This window comes from Rhizobium sp. ERR 1071 (assembly GCF_007828675.1).
GTDB classification, from domain to species: domain Bacteria; phylum Pseudomonadota; class Alphaproteobacteria; order Rhizobiales; family Rhizobiaceae; genus Rhizobium; species Rhizobium dioscoreae.
Window position 1 is genome coordinate 150,034 of record NZ_VITM01000010.1, and the last position, 14,998, is coordinate 165,031.

At 60.5% G+C, this 14,998-nt stretch carries 13 protein-coding genes; 8 read left to right on the forward strand and 5 right to left on the reverse strand.

The features are described 5' to 3' along the window. Positions 1–67 precede the first annotated feature (67 nt). Positions 68–598 carry a chromate transporter gene (locus tag FBZ99_RS26580; RefSeq protein WP_113391174.1) on the reverse strand — a complete coding sequence of 177 codons (531 nt, stop codon included), beginning with the start codon at positions 596–598 and terminating at the stop codon, positions 68–70. Continuing rightward, positions 595–1,161, reverse strand: a complete 567-nt coding sequence (locus FBZ99_RS26585; protein ID WP_113355737.1) for a chromate transporter — start codon at positions 1,159–1,161, stop codon at positions 595–597. Before FBZ99_RS26585 ends, FBZ99_RS26580 begins: the two co-directional genes overlap by 4 nt. Before the next feature lie 104 nt (positions 1,162–1,265). Between FBZ99_RS26585 and FBZ99_RS26590 the strand changes: the two genes are divergently transcribed. Further along, positions 1,266–2,183 (forward strand): LysR family transcriptional regulator, encoded by a 918-nt coding sequence (locus tag FBZ99_RS26590; protein WP_113355736.1) that lies wholly within the window; start codon positions 1,266–1,268, stop codon positions 2,181–2,183. A gap of 90 nt (positions 2,184–2,273) precedes the next feature. On the opposite strand, the gene FBZ99_RS26595 is transcribed toward FBZ99_RS26590, so the two are convergent. Further along, positions 2,274–3,014 carry an ROK family protein gene (locus tag FBZ99_RS26595; protein WP_113355735.1) on the reverse strand — a complete coding sequence of 247 codons (741 nt, stop codon included), beginning with the start codon at positions 3,012–3,014 and terminating at the stop codon, positions 2,274–2,276. A gap of 37 nt (positions 3,015–3,051) precedes the next feature. Continuing rightward, on the reverse strand, positions 3,052–5,472 hold the full coding sequence (locus tag FBZ99_RS26600) for a glucan 1,4-alpha-glucosidase (protein ID WP_145635765.1): 2,421 nt from the start codon (positions 5,470–5,472) through the stop codon (positions 3,052–3,054). A gap of 178 nt (positions 5,473–5,650) precedes the next feature. Here FBZ99_RS26600 and FBZ99_RS26605 point away from each other — a divergent pair, with 178 nt between their 5' ends. The 5 genes from FBZ99_RS26605 (at position 5,651) to FBZ99_RS26625 (ending at position 10,914) form a co-directional block, all read left to right on the forward strand. Further along, entirely contained in the window at positions 5,651–7,177 is a 1,527-nt protein-coding gene (locus FBZ99_RS26605) for an ABC transporter substrate-binding protein (protein ID WP_145635767.1), read from the forward strand. Positions 7,178–7,354: 177 nt separating this feature from the next. Next, complete coding sequence (locus FBZ99_RS26610) at positions 7,355–8,296, forward strand: ABC transporter permease (RefSeq protein ID WP_186450359.1); 942 nt, start codon at positions 7,355–7,357, stop codon at positions 8,294–8,296. Further along, entirely contained in the window at positions 8,296–9,174 is an 879-nt protein-coding gene (locus tag FBZ99_RS26615; RefSeq protein WP_113396474.1) for an ABC transporter permease, read from the forward strand. The genes FBZ99_RS26610 and FBZ99_RS26615 overlap by 1 nt, the downstream gene beginning before the upstream one ends. After that, positions 9,175–10,383, forward strand: coding sequence for an amidohydrolase/deacetylase family metallohydrolase (locus FBZ99_RS26620; protein ID WP_145635769.1), 1,209 nt, complete (start codon positions 9,175–9,177; stop codon positions 10,381–10,383). Positions 10,384–10,401: 18 nt separating this feature from the next. Next, positions 10,402–10,914, forward strand: coding sequence for a RidA family protein (locus FBZ99_RS26625; protein WP_113421473.1), 513 nt, complete (start codon positions 10,402–10,404; stop codon positions 10,912–10,914). A gap of 67 nt (positions 10,915–10,981) precedes the next feature. Here FBZ99_RS26625 and FBZ99_RS26630 read toward each other — a convergent pair whose 3' ends face one another. After that, positions 10,982–11,815: an IclR family transcriptional regulator gene (locus FBZ99_RS26630; protein ID WP_186450360.1), complete on the reverse strand. Its 834-nt coding sequence runs from the start codon at positions 11,813–11,815 to the stop codon at positions 10,982–10,984. A 92-nt stretch (positions 11,816–11,907) separates the two neighbouring features. On the opposite strand from FBZ99_RS26630, the gene FBZ99_RS26635 reads away from it, so the two are divergent. Further along, the gene (locus FBZ99_RS26635) at positions 11,908–13,104 is read left to right on the forward strand and encodes an aminotransferase class V-fold PLP-dependent enzyme (RefSeq protein ID WP_145635771.1); all 1,197 of its coding nucleotides are present in this window, start codon (positions 11,908–11,910) and stop codon (positions 13,102–13,104) included. A gap of 32 nt (positions 13,105–13,136) precedes the next feature. After that, complete coding sequence (locus FBZ99_RS26640; protein ID WP_145635773.1) at positions 13,137–14,960, forward strand: ABC transporter ATP-binding protein; 1,824 nt, start codon at positions 13,137–13,139, stop codon at positions 14,958–14,960. The last annotated feature ends 38 nt before the right edge of the window (positions 14,961–14,998 follow it).

Genomic DNA, 14,998 nt, shown 5'->3' on the forward strand with positions numbered 1-14,998 from the left:
CAGGCTTGATCTAAAGAGCAGCGTTGTATGCAGACCATGTCGGTGGCGCGATCCGGAAACCTCCGGCTCAGACCTGGCCAATGCCGCTTAGCCCGATCAACGCGCCAATGCCCAGAACGATGAGCGGATGGACGCGCGTCGTCGAAAGAACAAATGCGCCGGCTGCCGCTATGGCCGCCAGAATCCAGCCCTGAGTTGATGCCTCGGTGATGACGACCGCGCTGGCGGTGACGAGCCCGGCGGTCATCGGCACCAGCCCGGCCTGGACGATCCTTCGCCACGGCCTGTCCTTGAAACGGTTCCAGAGATGGAGCACCAGATAGGTCAGCACCGAAGAAGGCCCAAACTTTGCCACCGAAGTCACCAGCACTCCAGCCCATCCGGCAACGTGCCAGCCGACCAGGGGCACGACCATTAGGTTCGGACCGGGAGCTGCCTGCGCCAAGGCGAACAGCGCACCGAATTCCTGCGCCGTCATCCAATGCTGCACATCGACGATCTGACGATGCATTTCGGGGAGAATGGAATTGCCGCCGCCGAAGGCGAGCAGCGACAGCTGGGTGAAAATGATTGCGAGAGAAAGCAGGGTCGTGGTCATGCTTCAAGCTTCCAAATGGCGATGATACCGAGAGGTGCCAGAACCAGCATGGTCGGCAACAAGGGCAGCCCGACCACGGCGATGGCGGCAAAGCAAATGGCGGCAATGACCAGGGCGACAGGCCTGCGGCGCAGCGGCAGGATGATCTTGACGGCCATCGAGATCAGCAGACCGGCCGCGGCGGCGGCAAGGCCTGCAAACATGTGCTGGATGCGTGGATCGCTGTTGAACTGATCATACACGACGCCAAGGCTGATCACGATCGCCGTCGGCGCGACAATGAGGCCAAGGAGCGCCGAAAATGCCCCCGCCACGCCCTGAAACTTGGAGCCGATCGCAACCGCCATATTGATGATATTGCCGCCGGGCAGGAACTGACACAGCCCGAGCAGTTCGGTGAACTCCTCCCCAGTCAACCACTTGCGATCCTCGACCACCATGCGGCGTGCGAGCGGCAGAACCCCGCCAAAACCAATGAGGCCGAGTTTGAAAAAGCCGAAGAAGAGCTCCGCGACCGCTGGTCCTTCGCGTTGATCAGCATTGGAATGAGAAATAGCGTCCATGTCATGGCCTGTGTGTTTATGCCGAACAGGCGGTCAAAATAGGCTTTTACCGGTCATGCGTCCAATATATGGATTGAACAGTATCCATATGTTTGAGATATGTCATGATCGAACTTCGACACCTCCGTTATGCCGTAACCGTTGCCGATGAGGGCCATATGACCCGCGCTGCCGAAAGGCTCGGCATCCAGCAGCCACCGCTCAGCCAGCAGATAGCCAAGCTGGAGGCAATCGTCGGTGCATCGCTGTTCAAGCGCCTGCCGAGAGGTGTCGAGCTGACGGATGCGGGGCGGACGTTCATAGAGAGGGCGAGAACCATCCTCAACGATGTCGATCTTGCGATAGAGGCGACGAGACGCAATGCCCGCGGCGAGGAGGGAAGCCTCGCCATCGGCTTTACCAGTTCGGCGGCCTTTCATCCGCTGGTCAGCTCGGCCGTCCGCTCGCTCGGCGAGGCGTCACCGGATGTCGCGCTCAAGCTTGAGGAAGCCAGTACGCCCGATCTGATCGCCATGCTGCATTCCGGTCTTCTCGACGTCGCACTCGTGCGCTCTCCCGTTGCACAGTCGAGCGGGCTGATAATTTCCCGAATTCTCGATGAAGAGATGCTGGTCGCTCTTCCAGATCGTCATCCCCTGGTGATAGCGAAAGGAGAGAAGCCTCGCCGCGCTCGATTGTCGGAGCTAGCAAACGAAGCTTTCATACTTTACCGCCGTCCCTCGGGGCCGGGGCTATATGACAGTATCATAGCGGCCTGCCTTGCCGCGGGCTTCAGCCCAAAAATACGTCATGAAGCTCCCCGGTTGCTGTCGACGCTCAGTCTGGTCGCCGCTGGTCTCGGAATCTCCATCATTCCAGGATCGATCGCAGGGCTGGAGACGAGCGGCATCGCCTATCTGAGGCTTGATCCAGGAGACAATCTCGTGGCTCCCCTTTATCTCGCGCGAAAGGATGAGCAGCCAAGTGGCGCGCTGCAGCTATTCGCCGACATCGTTCAGCACGAGAAAGCCTCGATGAAATAGGGACGCTAAGCCGGCTATCCTCCTGTCAGGAAAGACCGACAGACTTGTGCCTGATCCTCATGTCACACCATTCGACCACACCGATGCAGCCTAGAAGCTCAAAGTCGCATCCTTCCAAAGGCGAAATCCTCCGAGAAACGCATTTTCGTTCTCGCCGATACGGCAGCCGGGGGGCAGTTCCTTGAGCTTTTCGGCATTGCCACCACCAATTACGATTTCATGCGGCAGCAAGGCCGCCCTCAATCTTTCGACGATATCCTCGACCGACTGCCGCCATTTTTTCTTGCCGTATTTTTCAAGGCCCCGTTCTCCGATGAAGTCTTCGAACGTGCCCCGCTTCTTGTAAGGCAGATGGGCGAGTTCCATGGGCAGGCAAACGTGATTGGCAATCATCGCCGAACCCAATCCGGTACCGAGGCCGAGAAACAGCATATTGCCGTCCTTGTAGTTGCCGATTGCCTGCATCACGGCGTCATTGACAAGCCTGACCGGCTTGCCGAAAGCGGTGGAAAAGTCGAAATCCTGCCAGCCGCTGCCCAGATTGTGCGGTTCCATGGCGGGTCTGTTGTTCGAAACCGGGCCTGGGTATCCCATGCCGATAACATCATATCGCCAATCGCTCGTCAGGTCCTTGACGGCCTGGACCATCTGCTTCGCCGACATTGCAGGCCCCGAGACGGCTGCCCGGCGGTCGCTACCGGAGCTGAGACGCATTTTGACATGCGAACCGCCGAGATCAATCGCCAAGACGATAAGCTCTTCTGTCGCAGCTGGTGCGGCGGCTTTCTTCAGTTTTACGTTCGTTTTGCGGCTCTCTAATGCCTGACTCATATTCGTCCACTTTCTATCCGCACTGGCGCAAATCCTACTAGGGCGCTTCAACGACCGAGACGGAGAAATCCTCTCCCTCCCAATGATCGGTGTCAGGCCAGTAAAAGGTAAAGGCAACCGACCCGCCTTCAGGCAGGTATTCGCATGAAAGCTCGGCAACATGTATGCCGAAGCCGTTCTGGCTCGTTTCGGTATCGGTGGCGCCGACCCAACCATCAAAACTCCAGCGAATGATCGCGCGCGCCATGACCTCGATCCGCAGGCGTTTGCCGACGGCAAGCTGCGACAGCTTGTTATTGAAACGCCACGGCACGAAGGGTGCCGTCACCTTGTTGGTCACGTAACGCTCGACACCCTGCGGCGGCATGTCGAAAACAGCCCCATCTCTCAGCGAGCGCAGGAGTTTGATATGCTCGGCGTGAGCCCAGACGAGCGGCATGGCGCTGCCGGAGGGTTTTCCGAGCATAAGCCCCAGCTCCGGCACATCGGGCTGGTCCCACACCTGTTCCGGGAGCAATCCGCCCTGACCGGCGGACTGCTCGAGTGTCTTGAGCAACTGAAGAGCCACCTCCGGACGGCCGGCCGCAAGCTCATAATGGGCGCGTTCGCCCGCAAGCAACGGCCATGGCCGCCCAATGCCCGTGCCGTCGAACGGGCCGCCATCTTCATGCTCACCATAGCCGTCGCCGGTATAGCGATACCATAGCGGCCCTTGCGGCAGGTCGCATTTGAGCTGGGAATCAATCACCCTGACGGTGTCGAGGATGCGAGGATCGTCGGCGGCCCGCAATCCGAAGCGCACCAGCGCCAAAGCATCGGGACTGACGACGCGGGCGGTCGGCAAGAAGGATTCAGCGGGCGGTCTGTTCTTGATCGGCACGAAACCGTCGGCGGGCGAGCTTCCGTCGGCGATCTCAGGCGGCGCGATACGGACATAATAACCCTTGATCCCGAGAGCAGCGCTCTCCGCATCGCTGCTGACATAGGTCCAGCGCTCGATCTGGTCGTTCCAGGCGTCGGCGGTCTGCCGCAGATAATCCGCATTGTGCGTTTGACCGGCAATTTCCAGAATATCGGCTGCCGCAAGCAGGGCGGCGATCTCGACCGCCAAAGTGAAGGGAGAAAAGCCGCCATCCTCTTCCCAACGGTCCTCGCCGGTAACGGGACCGTTGACGACGACGTAGCGTGCCGCGCTTTCGACCATCGGCACGTAAGACAGTAACAGATCGCCAGTGAGGGCTCCCTCGCGACGCAGGGCATCGGCGAGCAGGATCGGAAAGGCGCACTCGTCCATCTGTATCCCGGTCCAATAGGGCTCTCCGTCCAGCCAGCAGTTCTGCGGCCAATGTCCATCCTCTTCCTGGATAACGCGCAGATAGGCCAGAATGCGCAGCGCATCCTGCGCGGCGCCCGCAGCCAGAAAGCCACCGGCCGTCTCGACCAGATCACGCGGCCATACCAGATGATAGCCGCCGAGGTCTTCGTCGCCCTTGGCAAAGCCCCATGGAATGGAAAGAGATGCAACAGCCGGTCCTTCGAAAGAAAGAGGCCGATGCGTCGCCAGCACGGCTGTCGAGATCCGATAACGATTGACTTCGGGCGGCGGCGCTCTCGGTTCGTCCAAAGCCAGCAATCCGTCTTGCCATGTCCGCCAATCGGCAACATAGCTGCGCTCGGCGTTGTCATAGCCGGCTTGCAAGCTGGCAAGGGCATTGTAGCCGGCTTCCTTGGCGTGACTTCCAAAACCGAGCGATAGGGTGACGGTGTCGCTGCCGCCGATCAGATCGATCTCACCGGTCAGCGCGACGTTGCCATCGGCGGCACGCGTAAAGGCCGGGTCCAATCGGGCCTCTTTCTGCAATTGCTGCCATCCGTCGGAAATACCGACATAGCCAGCGGATGCCGTCCGCCAACCACCGCTGACGGCAAGAGCCATCGAGACACCGCCCGTGCCCGTCGCAAAAAGCATCGGTGTGCCCTTGTAGTCCTCCACCCAGCCCGTATTGCCGTAACCGGCATTGACCAGATGTGGAGCGGCCAGCAGATAGAGACGATAATCGCGGATCGTGCCTTCCAGCGGCTCGAATGATATCTGCTGTAGCAAGCTGCTGCGCATGGGATCGACGATGATGCGCTTGATGATCCGATAACGGCCGTCGATCGCCGTGTTGATCAACCGATAGGCCGGAACGCCATCCTCGACCGTGGTGACGACGCTCTCCGTATCGCGCTTTTCCTCCGAAAAATAACCTTCAGGACCTGTGACGATCAATCCGATGTCGCGGGTGCAAGCACTGTCGACGCGGGGATAATAGATTTCGTTGAGGATGCCGTGGCTGAGAGTGAACCAGATGCGGCAGGCTGGCGAAAGGGCTGTGCCAACTCCGCTCTTTGCACTGGACGTCCAGCGAGGTTCGATACCGTTCACGCTGGGGCCGGAAGCATCGTAAGGCGCCATGCACTATCTCCTCTGTCGCTGCAATCTGCTCCCGCCAAAATGTTTCGGCAAGACGGAACCTATGCGCATTCAAGCCAATACGCCCAGGTTTTACTGCCATTGACAGCCTCCACTCGTCCTGTATTCTGTTATAAAATTCTATATAACATAATTGTGGAACATAATTGGGAGTGTATCGATGAAGTTAGGACTCGGATTCCTGATTGCGGCTGCTTTGGTTGCGGCGCCCTCGCTGCTGATGGCTCAGGAAAAAGGTGGCGTCATCAATGTCGCGACGATCGGGGAGCCGCCAACGCTCGATCCCATGACCTCCACCGCCGATCTCGTCGGTATTGTCACCCAACATATCTTCGAAACGCTCTACACCTTCGACAAGGCCTGGAACGTCACGCCACTGCTTGCGGAGAGCATGCCCGAGATCAGCGCTGACGGCAAAACCTACACGATCAAGCTCAGGACCGGCATCAAGTTCCATGACGGCAGCGTCATGACCTCCAACGATGTGGTCGCCTCGCTCAACCGCTGGACCAAGCTGGCGTCGCGCGGCAAACAGGCGGGCGGCTTCATCGAATCCATTACCGCCCAGGATCCGGCGACCGTCGTCATCAAGCTGAAGCAGCCCTACGCCCCCCTCACCTCGCTGCTTGCCTTCAACAACTCCGCCGCCATCATCATTCCAGCCAGCAAGCAGGCGGACACGATGACCGACTTCATCGGCACCGGTCCCTATATGCTGAAGGAGCGCAAGCCCGACCAATATATTCAGCTGGTGCGTTTCGACGGCTACAAGCCACGCGATGGCGAAAGCAATGGTTACGGGGGCGCCCGGCATCAATATCTCGACGAAATCCGCTTCGTTCCGGTGCCCGATGCCAACACGCGCGTCGAAGCGGCCATTTCCGGCCAGTATGACTATATCGACAGTCTTCCAGTCGAATCCTTCGACAAGCTGAAATCCGCTTCGGCGACCCAGCCGCTGCTCCTCAAACCGTTCGGCTATCCGGTTTTCGTCTTCAACACCGCCGACGGTATCACGAAGAATGTCGCGATCCGCAAGGCGATCCGACAGGCACTCAGCATGGAGGACATGCTGGCGGCAGCCTTCGGCAGCACGAATTTCTATACGGTCGACGGCAACATGTACCCTGCCCCCTTTACCTGGAGCACGGATGCCGGCGTCAAAGGGAATTACAATGTCGCCGATCCGGAAGGCGCGGCCACAGCCGCCAAGGCGGCCGGCTATAAGGGCGAACCGATCCGTATCCTGACCAGCCGCCAGTACGAGTTCCATTACAAGATGGCACAGGTCGCAGCCGAATATCTGAAACAGGCGGGCTTCACGGTAGACCTTCAGGTGGTCGACTGGGCGACGCTGACCCAACGCCGTGCCGACAAGGCGCTGTGGGACATCTACATCAGTCACAGTCCCTTCCTCCCGGAACCGGCGCTGATCGGCACGCTGTCGCCGAGCTCGCCCGGCTGGTGGGCCACGCCGACAAGCAAGGCTGCCATCGACGCCTTCAACACGGAGGTCGATCCCAAGAAGCGCATCTCGCTTTGGGCGAACGTTCAAAAAACCATCTATGACGAAGCTCCCATGATGAAGATCGGCGATTTCAACGCCGTCGCGGCGATCTCCACGAAGCTTCAAGGCGTCGAGCCCGCGCCATGGCCCTACTTCTGGAACGCGTCGATCAAAAAATAAGCCTCCCAAGGCGCTGGGGCGTCGGTTGCGGCCGGCGCCCGGTACCGTCCGTTTGCGGACTTAGAGCAACTCCAGGAAAGATGCGCAGCAGTTTTCCGTTCGGAGTTGCGAGAGAGCAAAGAAATGGAGTGGTTCCGCGATTCGAAGAAGGCGGAATCACTCCGGGGAACCGACCCAATGATACGCTACATCCTTCAGCGTCTTGCAGGCATGATCGTCGTGATGTTTCTTGTCGTCACCATCGTTTTCGTGATCGTGCGCGTGACTCCCGGCGATCCGGCCGCCGTCATGCTCGGCCCGGATGCGACCGCGCAGGATATTGCCGAACTGCGGACCCGGCTGGGCCTCGACCAATCCATATTCGTCCAATACCTGTTCTATGTCGGGCAATTGCTCAAGGGCGACCTGGGCCAATCGATCTTCCTGAATATCCCGGTTTCCTCAGCGCTTCTCGAGCGTGCCGAGCCGACCTTTTTCCTGACCCTGTTCTCACTCCTGATCGCTGGCGTGATTGCGTTGCCGATCGGCATCTATGCCGCCTATCGGCGAGGATCGCTCGTCGATCAGGCTTCAATGGCGCTCGGCATGCTGGCGGCAAGCATTCCAAGCTTCTGGCTTGGCCTTATTCTGATGCAGATCTTCGCGGTTCGCCTGGGGATGTTTCCTGTTTCCGGCTATGGCGGACCAGGCACAAGCTTCCTTGATCGCATGTATCATCTGACATTGCCGGCCGTCGCACTCGGTCTTGTCTCCTCGGCGCTGATCCTGCGCTTCACCCGCGCATCGATGCTCGACGTGCTTGGAGACGACTATATTCGCACCGCCCGCGCCAAAGGACTGATCGAACGCCGCGTCGTCCTGAAACACGCGCTGAAGAATGCGCTCATACCAATCCTGACCGTTCTGGGGCTGACAGCTGCGGTCCTGATTTCCGGCGCTGTCGTCACCGAAACCGTCTTTGGCCTGCCCGGTGTCGGAAGCCTTGTCGTCTCGGCGGTGCTGCGCCGCGATTATCCGGTGATCCAGGGGGCCTTACTCGTCGTCGCAGGCCTTTACGTCCTGATCAATTTTGCAATCGACATGCTCTACCTGCTGGTTGATCCGAGGGTACGCTACTGATGGCCGATATCGCAACCGATACACCAAAGCAGGTGCCAAGCGAGCGAAGCAAGTTCCTTCGCCGGCTTCTGAAGCGCAAGACCGTCGCCGCCGGTCTCATCGTGCTGACGATCTTCGTCCTGCTCGCCGTGCTTGCGCCATGGATCGCGCCCTATTCGCCTTCGAAACTCTCGATCGTCAACAGACTGAAGCCGCCAAGCGGGGTTTACTGGTTCGGCACCGACGAATTCGGCCGAGATATCTTCTCCCGCACCATCTATGCAGGACGGCTATCGCTGCTCGTCGGAGCCGCCGTCGTGGCGCTGTCGGCGGCGATCGGCGTCACTCTCGGCCTGCTCGCCGGCTTTTTCCAGAAGCTGGATACCCCAATCGCCCGCCTGATCGATGCGATGATGGCGTTTCCCGACATCCTGCTTGCCATCGCGCTTGTCGCCGCCCTCGGCCCGTCGCTGACGACGGTCATTGTCGCGCTATCGATCGTCTATTCGCCGCGGCTGGCCCGCATCGTCCGCGCCTCGACGCTTGTCATCCGCGAACTTCCTTATGTGGAGGCGGCCAGGGCTCTCGGCATCTCGACATTTCACATCATGACGCGGCATGTGCTTAGAAACCTCCTGTCGCCGATCCTGGTGCAGGGTTCGTTTCTCTTCGCCAGTGCCATGCTCGCCGAAGCCGGGCTTTCGTTTCTCGGCCTCGGCGTCAGCCCCGAAATCCCGACCTGGGGAACCATGATCGCCGCCGGCCGCCAATATATCGGCCAGGCTGATTGGATGACCTATTTCCCGGGCTTTGCCATCATTCTCTCCGTGCTCTCGCTGCAGATGGTCGGCGACGGCCTGCGGGACATGCTCGATCCAAGACTTCGAAAGGACTTGTAAATGACCGGTGAAAAAGCGGGCAAGCCGCTCCTCCTCACCAATGTGAAGCCCATGGCTTTCGGTGGCGATACCGCCGCCGGCGTCATCGACATCCTCGTCGGCGCCGACGGCAAGATCGCTGCTTTTGGCCCGCAACTTGCCGCTCCCGGCGATATCGAGCGCGTCGACGGCAAGCGCGCCTGGATTTCTCCCGGCTGGATCGATCTGCACGTCCACATCTGGCATGGCGGCACCGACATCTCGATCCGCCCATCCGAATGCGGCGCCGAGCGCGGCGTCACGACGTTGGTCGATGCGGGCTCGGCCGGCGAAGCCAATTTTCATGGCTTCCGCGAATATATCATCGAACCATCCAGAGAACGCATCAAGGCCTTCCTCAATCTCGGTTCGATCGGCCTCGTTGCTTGCAATCGCGTCCCCGAACTGCGTGATATCAAGGATATCGACCTCGACCGCATCCTCGAATGCTATGCCGAGAACAGCGAGCATATCGTCGGCATCAAAGTGCGTGCCAGCCACGTCATCACCGGCTCCTGGGGGGTCACACCCGTCAAGCTCGGCAAGAAGATCGCCAAGATCCTGAAGGTGCCGATGATGGTGCATGTGGGCGAGCCGCCCGCGCTCTATGACGAAGTGCTCGAAATTCTCGGACCGGGCGATGTCGTCACCCACTGCTTCAACGGCAAGGCCGGATCGAGCATCATGGAGGACGAGGACCTCTACAATCTCGCCGAGCGCTGCGCCGGCGAAGGCATCCGGCTCGATATCGGCCATGGAGGCGCCTCCTTCTCGTTCAAGGTCGCGGAAGCGGCGATCAAGCGCGGCCTGCTGCCCTACTCGATCTCGACCGACCTGCACGGCCATTCCATGAACTTCCCGGTCTGGGATCTGGCGACCACCATGTCCAAGCTGCTCTCGGTCGGCATGCCATTCGACAAGGTGGTCGACGCCGTCACCCATGCGCCAGCCTCGGTCATCAAGCTTTCGATGGAAAACCGGCTGTCGGTCGGCGAGCGCGCCGATTTCACCATATTCGATCTCGTGGATGCGGACCTCGAAGCGACCGATTCAAACGGCGACGTTTCACGCCTGCGGAAGCTGTTTGAGCCGCGCTACGCTGTCATCGGCGCGGAGGCGATCGCCGCCAGCCGCTACGTGCCCCGCGCGCGCAAGCTCGTCCGTCATAGCCACGGCTATTCGTGGCGGTAGTCGAAACATTAAGATCGAATGGCAGGAGCATACGTGAACACGTCCCCAACACAGGCCGCTTCAGCAGCGCAAACACCCTACCAGCGACTGGCTGCGCTCGGCATCGCGCTGCCGCCGCCGCCGCCGCCGATCGCTAATTTCGTGACCCATGTCCGCGAAGGCAATGTGCTCTATCTTTCAGGTCAAGGGCCGCGGGAAGCAGACGGCCACCTCCATTCCGGCAAGGTCGGTGGTGACGTGGGCGTCGACCAGGCCTATCAGCATGCGCGGCTAACTGGCATCAACCTGCTTGCTGTCATGCACGGCGCGCTCGGCGATCTCTCCCGGGTGAAGCGAGTGGTCAAGCTGCTCGGCATGGTCAATGCCGTGCCGCATTTCGAGGATCATCCGAGCGTCATCAACGGCTGCTCGGACCTCTTCATCGAAGTCTTTGGCGAAGCGGGCCAACATGCCCGTTCGGCCGTCGGCTTCGGCTCGCTTCCCGGCAACATCACGGTCGAAATCGAAGCGATCGTATCACTTAACGATTAGTTTTTACGCAATTCCGGACGCAAAACCGCGTCGCGCTTTTGCTGGAATTGCTTTAAGGAGGACGAATTCAGTGGTTGCGCCAGCCCATCAGCTTTTCGATTCGCTCGGCGGCCGCGCGCACCTGTTCGCCATAATGGCTGCCGTCGGACACGGCTTTCTGTTCGGGAAGCACGATCGAAATGGTCGCGACACATTGACCATCCCGGTCCACGACCGGCGATGCGATGCAGGCAACCGCATAATCGGACTCCGCCACCTGGATCGACAAGCGCTCCTTAAAGGCCTTGCCCGCGGCCTCGGAAAGCACGGCGGCATCGACCTCGGCCCGACCGGTCGGCGAGGTGCGGGCACAGCGCTTGAAAAGCTCGATCCTTTCGCCTTCCGGCAAATGCCCCACCAGCAGCCGACCCGAGGCAGTCCAGTTGAGCGGCACGCGCGTTCCGACGCGAGAGGCGACCTGAAAATGGCTCGGTCCGTCCGCCATCGCCAGTACCAGCATGGCATCGCCGTCGCGGCCGCAGACTTGCACCGTCTCGCTCGCCTGCCGGCAAAGATCGTGCATTTCTCGGGTGGCGACGCTCATGAAATCGAGCGACCGGGCATAGGCGAGACCATAGTGGTAAAGACGGGCGCCGAGCCAGACGGAACCGTCGGCATCGCGGCCAAGCATGTTCTTTTCGACCAGATCGTCGATGATCACATAGACGGTCGAAAGCGGTGCCTTGATCGCCTTGGCGATCGCGTAGGCGCCAGCCGGCGCGCCGGTTTCATACAGATAATCAATGACCTGCAGCGCGCGGTCGATGCCGCTGACGCGCGAACGGCGCGCGCCTTTGGTTTCCCCTTCCCCGATGGAATCGGCGTCTTCAGAGGGTGCGGCGGGTAGGGTCTTGGCGTCCAAGTCAACGCTCCTCGTGAGATTTCGAGAAGCTATTACATTACTATGGCATAGCTGTCGATGACAATCGGCAGTCGTCACTTTGGAGAGATAGAATGTCCGATGATATCCGTAGCAAGATCGGCCTGAGGCCCGTCATCAACGTATCAGGTACCATGACGAGCCTCGGCGCATCGATCGTCGTGCCTGAAGCCATTGCGGCTATGACGGCGATCCTGCCGCAATTCGTCGAGATCAACGACCTCCAGCGCAAGGCCAGCGCCGTTATCGCCCGGCTGACGGGCGGCGAGGCGGGCTTCGTGACGGCATCCTGCTCCTCCGGCATCAGCCTCGCCGTCGCAGGCGCCATCACCGGCAACAACCTGCTCGCCATAGAGAAGCTACCCGATGCCGCACCGGACAAGAACGAAGTCATCGTGCAGATGGGCCATGTGGTGAGCTATGGCGCCCCCGTCGATCAGGCGATCCGCCTTGCCGGCGGCAAGGTCGTTCTGATCGGTCAAGCGACCTCGACACACCGCTTTCACATGGAAAATGCCATAAGCGAGAAGACGGCGGCAGCCGTCTATGTCGTATCCCATCATGTGGTCGATTACGGCTTGCTGCACCTGACCGAGTTCGTCGAGATCGCGCACGCCAAGGGCGTGCCCGTCATCGTCGATGCCGCTTCGGAGTACGACCTCAGGCTCTTCCTGGCGCAGGGCGCCGACATCGTGCTCTATTCCGGCCATAAGTTCCTCGGCGGCCCCACCTCCGGCATCGTCGCCGGCAAGAAGGAGCTGGTGCGCAACGCCTTCCTGCAGAACATGGGCATCGGCCGCGGCATGAAGGTCGGCAAGGAAAGCATCTATGGCGTGATGGCGGCACTGGAAGCCTGGGAAAAGCGCGACCATGCCGGCATCCGCGAACGCGAGACGGGCTATCTGAACCTGTGGAAGCGAACTCTCGACAGCCGCCCCGGCGTCACCGCCCTGATCGAGCCCGATCCTACCAACAACCCGCTCGACCGCATGCGGGTCATCATCTCTGCGCCGGAGGCGCATATCAGCGCCTGGGATCTTGCGGCAGCGCTTGCCCGCGGCAACCCGCCGGTAATCGTCCGCGACCATGAGGTGGAGCATCACTATTTCTATCTCGATCCATGCAACCTGCATCCCGGCCAGGAGGCCATTGTCGCGACCCGGCTTGCCGAGGAACTCGACAAGGCGCGCGCCTCCAACGAGATCATCGCGACACCGATCGAGAACCGCAGCCGGCATCGCTTCGACGGCGTGCTGAACTGGCCGGACTGAGCTGTGGCAGGGATCGCAAGAAGGGAACAAGCATGAGCACGTCGCAGGCAAAGGCCCCCGAACCCATCCTCTCCGTCGAAAACCTCACCACCTCATTCCTGGTGGACGGTGCATGGAAACCCGTCGTGCGCAATGTTTCCTTCTCGGTCGCGCCGGGCGAGACGGTGGCGATCGTCGGCGAGAGCGGCTCGGGCAAGAGCGTCACCTCGCTCTCGATCATGCGACTGCTGCAGAGCGATTCAAGCCGCATCGAAGGCAAGATCCTGCTTGGCGGCCGCGACCTGCTTTCTCTTCCCGAACATGAGATGCGCAAGGTGCGCGGCAACGACGTGTCGATGATCTTCCAGGAGCCGATGACGTCGCTCAATCCGCTCTTCACCATCGGTGACCAGATCTCAGAGGCCTTGCTCTGCCACAGGGACATGTCGGCTGCGGACGCCAAGGCCGAGACGATCCGGCTGCTCGAAAAGGTCCGCATTCCCTCGGCCGCCTCGCGCTTCGACGAATATCCGCACCGCTTTTCCGGCGGCATGCGCCAGCGCGTCATGATCGCCATGGCGCTCGCCTCGAAGCCGAGGCTGCTGATCGCCGACGAGCCGACCACCGCTCTCGACGTCACGATCCAGGGCCAGATCCTCGACCTCATCAAGATGCTGCAGGACGAGGAAGGAACTTCCGTCCTGTTCATCACGCATGACATGGGTGTGGTGGCGGAAATCGCCGACCGCACGGTCGTCATGTATCGCGGCGAGCAGGTGGAGACGGGCGCGACGGCCGACATCTTCCATCGCGGCCAGCATCCCTATACCCGCGCGCTGCTGTCGGCCGTGCCGGTGCTCGGTTCGATGCAATCCTATGAACGACCGCTGCGCTTCCCCGTCGTCAATACTGCGACGGGAGAATCCGACACGCCAGCCGAAGTGCCCGATACGGTCGCAAAGGAAAAACCGGTGCTGCAGGTCAAAAACCTCACCAAGCGCTTCGACATTCATTCGGGCCTCTTCGGAAAGCTCAAAGGCCGGGTGCATGCGGTGGAAAACGTCTCGTTCGATCTCTTTGCCGGCGAAACATTGTCGCTTGTCGGCGAATCCGGTTGCGGCAAGTCGACCACCGGACGCGCCATCATGCGGCTGATCGAACCGCAATCCGGTTCCGTCATCGTCGATGGCCGCGACGTGCTCTCGCTTGGCAAACGTGACATGCGCGAGATGCGTAAATCGGTACAGATGATCTTCCAGGATCCCTTTGCCTCCCTAAATCCGCGCATGACGGTCGGCCAGGCGATCGCCGAACCCTTTCTCGAGCACAAGATGGGAACAGCACGGGAAGCGAAAGAGATCGTCGCCGATATGCTGCGTAAGGTGGGCCTGACCCCTGACATGGCAAGCCGCTATCCGCACGAATTCTCCGGCGGCCAGCGCCAGCGCATCTGCATCGCCCGCGCCCTGGCACTGCAGCCGAAGGTGATCGTCGCCGACGAAAGCGTGTCCGCGCTCGATGTATCGATCAAGGCGCAGGTCATCAACCTGATGCTCGACCTGCAGCAGGGCCTCGATCTTTCCTTCCTGTTCATCTCCCACGACATGGCCGTGGTCGAGCGCGTCAGCCATCGCGTCGCCGTCATGTATCTCGGCGAAATCGTCGAGATCGGCCCGCGCGCGGCCGTTTTCGGCAATCCGCAGCACGACTACACGAAGAAGCTGATGGCAGCCGTTCCTGTGCCGGACCCCGATCGCCGACGCGAAAAACGCATGGCAGCCAGTGAGGAGTTGAAAAGCCCCATCCGGCCCGTCGATTATCTGGTCAAGCCGCGCGCGTATCGAACCGTCTCTTCCGGCCATCTGGTTGCCGTCTGATACAGCAAGCCGGTCGACCGGAAGGTCCTTCGTCATCA